The organism is Sphingopyxis sp. (assembly GCF_035565275.1).
In the GTDB taxonomy this organism is placed as follows: domain Bacteria; phylum Pseudomonadota; class Alphaproteobacteria; order Sphingomonadales; family Sphingomonadaceae; genus Sphingopyxis.
Map to the genome: position 1 here is coordinate 1 of NZ_DATMST010000207.1, position 6,161 is coordinate 6,161.

The following is a 6,161-nucleotide window of genomic DNA, read 5'->3' on the forward strand; positions in this document are numbered from 1 at the left end:
GGGAAGCGTGCGCGCGGCGATCATGTCGCTGGCACCGACACCGTGGAGCACCGACAGCGACACGCCTGCGGGCAGCGGCATCAGCGCCGCCGCTTCGGCCCAGGTCGCGACGAAGAAGTCGCGGCAGCCTGCCGCGGCAAGGTGGCGCATCACGTCGCGCGCGCCGAGGCCATAGCCGTCGGCCTTGATCGCCGCCCCGCACGCCGCCGTCCCGCTCTGTGCGGCAAGCCAGCGCCAGTTGGCGACGAGGGCATCGCGGTCGAGGCGAAGGCGGAGCGGAGACGGGACCTGGATCATGCCGTCGCCCCTATACGGCTTCACCGGCCGCGCCAATGGGGTGATCAGGTGGTGCGCGCCTTGTCCCACTGCCCTTCGACGGGGTCCTTCAGCATGAAGGCGGTGACGAGGAAGGCGACGAGCACGACGCCCCAGGTATACCAGAGCCCGGCGTAGGCGTTACCGGTCTTCGCTATGATGAAGCTCGCGATCAACGGCAGGAATCCGCCGAAATATCCGGTTCCGATATGATAGGGGATCGACAGCGACGAATAGCGGACGTGCGGCGGGAACATTTCGGACAGGAGCGCCGCGACAGGGCCAAAGGTGAAACCCGACAGCGCGCTGAGCCCGAGCAGCGCGAGGAAAATGACGGCGATGCCGCCCGCACCCGGCACCTGTTTCGCGAAATCATAGCCCATGGCCTCGAGCGCCGGCTGCAGCAGCGCCGGGTCTTCGCTCGCGACCTCGCGGTCGCCGATCCGGATCTCCACGCTGTCGAACCCGCTATCGGTTGCGACAACCGTATAGGGCACGCCCAGCTTGGTGAGTTCGCCAAGGGTGCGGCCGCACGCCGTTTGCTGTTTCTGCGCAAAGGGATCGAAGCTGCACTTCGATCCGGCAACGGTCACCGGTGCCCGCTCGGCGGCCGCGGTCAGCGCCGGATTGCCGACGCTTCCCATCCACCAGAAGAGCGGGAAGAGCAGCACGAGCGTCGCGGCATAGCCCCAGACGATCGGCTTCTTTCGCCCGACGCGATCGGACAGGCGGCCCGCCCAGATGAAAAAGACCATGCCGAGCGCGGCCGCACAGCCGACGATGATCTCGGCGGCGGTTTCTTCGACCCGCATCGGCCCTTTCAGGAAAGAGAGGCCCGAGAACATCGCAGTGTACCAGATCACCGTCAGGCCCGCGGCGATACCGAACAGCGCGATAAAGATGCGGCGCGGATTGCCGGGATAGGTGAAGCTTTCCTTGAGCGGGTTCTTGGCAAGCTCGCCTTCCTGTTTCATTGCCTGGAATACGGGGCTTTCGGACAGTTTGAGCCGCATCCACAGCGAAATCGCCAGCAGGATCAGCGACAGCAGGAACGGCACGCGCCAGCCCCAGCTTTCCCACAAGGCGTCGGACATCAGCGCCTTGCAGCCGAGCACGACGATCAGGCTGAGCACGAAGCCGCCGACGACGCTCGCCTGGATGAAGCTGGTATAGAAACCGCGCTTCCCGGGCGGCGAATGTTCGGCGACATAGACCGCCGCACCGCCATATTCCCCGCCAAGTGCCAGTCCCTGCAGGATACGCAGAAAGATGACGATGATCGGCGCCGCGATGCCGATCGTCGCGGCCGACGGGATCATGCCGACCCCCGCGGTTGCGATGCCCATCAGCGTGACGGTGACAAGAAACGTGTATTTGCGCCCGAGCCTGTCTCCAAGGAAGCCGAAGAGGACCGCACCCAGGGGCCGAAAGCCAAAACCGACCGCGAATCCCGCCCAGACCAGCAATATTTCGAGCGTCGCATTGTCGCTGGGGAAAAAAGCCTTGCCGATGATCGCCGCAAGCGTGCCGTAGATGAAGAAATCATACCATTCGAACACCGTGCCCGCCGACGATGCGGCGATGACCATGCGAATGTCTTTCGCGGTCGGCTGATAGTCCGCGCCATGATCGGCGACGGCGGCTGCGTCGGTCATATACTCTCCCCTGCCCCCATCCTGATGCATGCGGGCTTTGCGCCATCTCTAGCGGGCGCCGGACAGCGCGCAAGCCTTCTTGGCGTAGCGTCATTCCGGTGGCAGACTGCGCCGATGCAGCTCATCGACCTTTCGATCCCGATCACCAGCGACGTCGTCTCCGACCCGCCCGTGATGCGGCCGAACATCACCTATATGACCCATGAAAATACGTGGGAGCAGATCGCGATGTTCTTCCCCGGGCTGACGCGTGAGGACCTGCCCGACGGCGAAGGCTGGGCGGTCGAGATGCTCTCCTTGAGCACCCATAACGGGACGCATATGGATGCGCCCTGGCATTATCATTCGACGACCGACAGCGGCGCCTCGCCCGCACCGTCGATCGACGAAGCGCCGCTCGATCTCTTCTTTCGTCCTGGCGTGAAGCTCGACTTTTCGGATCGCCCGCACGGCCATGTCGTGGGCGGCGCGGAGGTCGAGGCCGAACTCGCGCGGATCGGGCACGATCTCCAGCCATTCGACATCGTGCTCGTCCAGTCGGGCGCGATTTACGGCACCGACAATTTCACCGATCAGGGGTGCGGAATGGGGGCCGAGGCGACGCTGTACCTCACGGAGCGCGGCGTGCAGGTCGTCGGCACCGACGCGTGGAGCTGGGACGCACCGTTCAGCCACACGGCGAAGCGCTGGGCCGAAACGCGCGATCCGTCGATCATCTGGGAAGGGCACAAGGCGGGGCGCATCCGCCCCTATTACCAGATCGAGAAGCTGGCGAATCTCGCGGCGATCCCGGCGACGGGCTTCACCTTCAGCTGCTTCCCCGTGAAGATCGAGCGCGCGAGCGCGGGGTGGATCCGAGCGGTGGCGCTGGTTGACGATTGAACCGCGGGTCGTCGGAAATGACCGGTTATGACCGAATCTGGACATCGGATTGAACACGCTGCATTTCTGAAACCGGACGGGACCCGAGCAACCTGCTCCGGGCCTGGATTGGAGACGCGCCTATGCCGGGAATTCGACTGACAGCGGTGTTCGCCTTTGCGACGATGGGAGTCAGTGTCCCTGCCGCCGGGCAATTTGCTGCCCTCAATCCTGAAGTATTCGCAAATCCGGAGGATCAGCAGCGGGCACGGTCGCTCGATCAGCCCTGCACCAATGCCGATGAGGGGCATGGATGCTATCGCTACGATGGCCGGTTAATACGGGAAGCCCCCTGCACATACCATCTTGAGGCCGGAGCGATCGGGTCGAAGCCCACCGACCAATGCTATAAGATGGAGGCTCCGCGCCGTTATCGAGGCGTCTGGGTAGATGAGTTCGAAGGTCAGGCGTTCATACCAGCGGGGACCAGGGCACCCAAATGGCCACGCGGCAATCCAGAATCGCCTGAATGGAGAAAGGAAGCTGACCGGGCCATTGCTGCCACAATCTGGCTCGACGTCGAACGTGTCGATCTGGACCGCGAGGGGCAGCGAGGCGGGCGTAAGTTCATCGAGTTCGTCGGCCGCAAAACCATGTATTCAGGCAACTACGGTCACATGGGAATGTCAGGACAGGAGATCATCGTCGATCGCGTGATTTCGCTGCGGGAATGTCCCGAAACAGGGCCTTGCGGTTGAAAGCAGCCTGTCCGTGTCCACCCCAGAGCCAACGCCAACCAGCCAGCCTCAGGCCTTCGCATCGATCCGCGAACACAGCTCGTCCACCTTCTCCGCCAGTTCGTTGATCCGCATCTGGTCGATCTTTTCATGCAGCCGCATGATCTCCAGTTCGGCGCGCAGATTGATCTCGTAATCGAGCTTTTCGGTCAGCCGGTCCTTCGCCGCCTGCCGGTTCTGGCTCATCATGATCACCGGCGCCTGGATCGCTGCCAGCATCGACAGCATCAGGTTCAAAAAGATGAACGGAAAGGGATCGAAAGCCAGCCCGAGGCCCTGCAGCGCTTTCGAATTGATCAGCATCCACGCGAACAGCACCACCGCAAAGCCGATGATGAAACCCCACGAGCCCCCGACCGCCGCGACCCGGTCGGCCAGCCGCTCGCCGAATTCCGCCTGCGCGCCATCATCATCATCCGCGGCGCCGCCGCGCCCGGTGGGCGCGCGTTCGGCGATCGCGCGAATGACGCGTTGTTCGCCATCGTCGAGCTGGTCGTAGGCGCGGCCGAGCAGCCGCAGCGACAGGTCCGAAATCTTCTCTTCATGGTTCATCATATCAGCCGATCCAGCGCCACATGCCCGCAGCGATATAGCCGAGCGCGCCATGCGCCCAGGTCGCGACGAGCCACAGCAGGATTCCGCCGAACAACGCGTGCGGACGCGGGATCGTTTCGCGCCACGGCGCCGCGCCGCCAACCTGCCGCGCAAAGGGCACGAAGCTCGTCCGCGCCGCCCAGTTGCGCCACGCGTCGCCCATCAGCCGCGCCTTCTTGACGTCCTGTCCCGCCGAACCGACGAGCGCGAGGAAGATGATCGTCGCCGACAGGACGATCTGCCCGCCGGTGGGCATCACCATCGCATGCGCAAAAGCCCAGAGCGCGAACCCCCACATCATCGGGTGCCGCGTGATCGCGAACACCCCGCGCGGTGCGGCCTCTGCGTCTCTGGCGGCATGCGGCGCGGGCAGCGCAGGATTGCCGATCAGCGACCCCATGAACAATATGCTCGCGGCCAGCACGATCAGCGACGCCAATATCCACAGCGGATCGTCGACCACCCACAGGGGCGGCTCGGGCGGCATGCCGCGCCAAGCCTGCACGATCAAGATGAAGGTCGCGATCGCGACGACCGAATAGACGATCATGAACCCGCGCTCGCCGAGCCGCCCCGCCAGCCCGCCGCGAAGCGGATGCGACAGGACAAGGTGCGAGCCGACGAACAGGACGCAGGTGACGATCAAAAGCGACATGGGTTGCATGAATTCGCCCTCCTTCCAGACTGCCATCCCCGGCCGCACGAGCGACTCGGGGCGTTTCCGGCGCCACCATGCGCAACAAAGATAACAGCGTCAACATTGCAGGCGGGACGGTGAAGGAGGCGGGTTGCCGCCCCCTTCATCCTATCGGTCGTATGCCTTGGGCAATGCCCCTTCCTGTGGCGTCATGTACCGGTCGCGCAACCGGTCCTGCCGCGTTGTCAGCGATTGCGCCTTGCCGTCGATCCACACCGCCGTCGGGCGGCTGCCGAGTTCGAGCGGGTCGTCGTCCCAGATCACGACGTCGCCGGCACGGCCGGGGCGCAGCGATCCGATGCTGCCCTCCATGCCCACCGTACGTGCCGGAACGCTGGTGATCGACGCGAAGGCCTGATCCCAGGTCATCCCGCTCGCGCCGGGCAGCTTCGACAGCCCGACGAGGTTTCCGGCATATTGCGTCGTATAGCCCATCTTGTGTGCATCATCGTCGTCGAACACGCCCACCGACACATCGACCCCCGCCGCGTTGAGGCGGCCGGCGTTCGATTGCGTCGCGCCGAGTTGTTCGAAGGTGCCGGGCAGATCGGTGAGCGGCGAGACGAGCACGGGGATCTTGGCCGCGGCGATTTCGCGCGCGACCAGCCAGCCTTCGGTCACCCCGACCAGCACCAGCTTCAGCGCCGGAAACTCGCCCTTCAGCTTGATCACATTGACGATGTCGGCGGCGCGGTCGACGCGGACGAACAGCGGCGTCGTGCCGTCGATCACCCGCACGAGCGCATCGGCATCGGCGCGCTGGATCATCGCGTCATTGCCCCATTCGGCGAGCGCGGCGGGATTACGCGCATAGCTGCGCGCCGCGAGCAATTGCTCGCGGAACAGCAGGAAGGTCGCTGCACGGCTGCCCCCTGCCTTCGCCGATCCATCCTCGCCGAACGCGACATATTGCAGCGCACGCGGTTTGGTCACCATGTCCATATCGTCGGCAAGGTCGACGACCGCGCCCTGTCCTGCGAACAAATTGCTGCTGCCGCCCGGCGCGACGATCGCGCGCGTCACGCCCGACGCGCGGTTCACCGCGACGGGCGATCCCATCGGGTTGAGCGCCGGGGCGATGTCGAGCCCGGCCGAAAAGCGCGTGCGCGGCGCCGACCGGTCGTTGGTGCCGGCGACGCCATCAACCTCGGTCAGCCCGACGCGACTGAACGCCGCGACGATGCCCGGCGTCACATAACGCCCCTGCGCATCGACGCGTTCGACCCCGGCGGGGACCGCAAC

At 65.0% G+C, this 6,161-nt stretch carries 7 protein-coding genes; 2 read left to right on the forward strand and 5 right to left on the reverse strand.

The window, feature by feature from the left end; translation table 11 throughout:
* Together VN047_RS14430 and VN047_RS14435 are read right to left on the reverse strand one after the other, a co-directional pair.
* A partial coding sequence (locus VN047_RS14430; protein ID WP_325543814.1) for an alanine racemase occupies positions 1 to 297 on the reverse strand: 297 nt, incomplete at its 3' end.
* Between the two features lie 44 nt (positions 298 to 341).
* Positions 342 to 1,970 carry an MFS transporter gene (locus tag VN047_RS14435; RefSeq protein WP_325543816.1) on the reverse strand — a complete coding sequence of 543 codons (1,629 nt, stop codon included), beginning with the start codon at positions 1,968 to 1,970 and terminating at the stop codon, positions 342 to 344.
* Positions 1,971 to 2,084: 114 nt separating this feature from the next.
* Between VN047_RS14435 and VN047_RS14440 the strand changes: the two genes are divergently transcribed.
* Positions 2,085 to 2,852, forward strand: a complete 768-nt coding sequence (locus VN047_RS14440; RefSeq protein ID WP_325543818.1) for a cyclase family protein — start codon at positions 2,085 to 2,087, stop codon at positions 2,850 to 2,852.
* Between the two features lie 122 nt (positions 2,853 to 2,974).
* Positions 2,975 to 3,589, forward strand: a complete 615-nt coding sequence (locus VN047_RS14445) for a hypothetical protein (RefSeq protein ID WP_325543820.1) — start codon at positions 2,975 to 2,977, stop codon at positions 3,587 to 3,589.
* Between the two features lie 48 nt (positions 3,590 to 3,637).
* On the opposite strand, the gene VN047_RS14450 is transcribed toward VN047_RS14445, so the two are convergent.
* The 3 genes from VN047_RS14450 to VN047_RS14460 all read right to left on the reverse strand — a co-directional run.
* Positions 3,638 to 4,180, reverse strand: coding sequence for a DUF1003 domain-containing protein (locus VN047_RS14450; protein ID WP_325543824.1), 543 nt, complete (start codon positions 4,178 to 4,180; stop codon positions 3,638 to 3,640).
* A 4-nt stretch (positions 4,181 to 4,184) separates the two neighbouring features.
* Positions 4,185 to 4,886 (reverse strand): NnrU family protein, encoded by a 702-nt coding sequence (locus tag VN047_RS14455; RefSeq protein WP_325543822.1) that lies wholly within the window; start codon positions 4,884 to 4,886, stop codon positions 4,185 to 4,187.
* A gap of 141 nt (positions 4,887 to 5,027) precedes the next feature.
* The coding region (locus VN047_RS14460) for an amidohydrolase family protein (protein WP_325543823.1) at positions 5,028 to 6,161 on the reverse strand (1,134 nt) is incomplete at its 5' end.

Excerpts from the sequence above, each read along its gene's own strand:
- VN047_RS14445 (WP_325543820.1), top strand. The coding sequence starts at position 2,975 with ATGCCGGGAATTCGACTGACAGCGGTGTTCGCCTTTGCGACGATGGGA.
- VN047_RS14435 (WP_325543816.1), bottom strand. The coding sequence starts at position 1,970 with ATGACCGACGCAGCCGCCGTCGCCGATCATGGCGCGGACTATCAGCCG.
- VN047_RS14455 (WP_325543822.1), bottom strand. The coding sequence starts at position 4,886 with ATGCAACCCATGTCGCTTTTGATCGTCACCTGCGTCCTGTTCGTCGGC.
- VN047_RS14450 (WP_325543824.1), bottom strand. The coding sequence starts at position 4,180 with ATGAACCATGAAGAGAAGATTTCGGACCTGTCGCTGCGGCTGCTCGGC.
- VN047_RS14440 (WP_325543818.1), top strand. The coding sequence starts at position 2,085 with ATGCAGCTCATCGACCTTTCGATCCCGATCACCAGCGACGTCGTCTCC.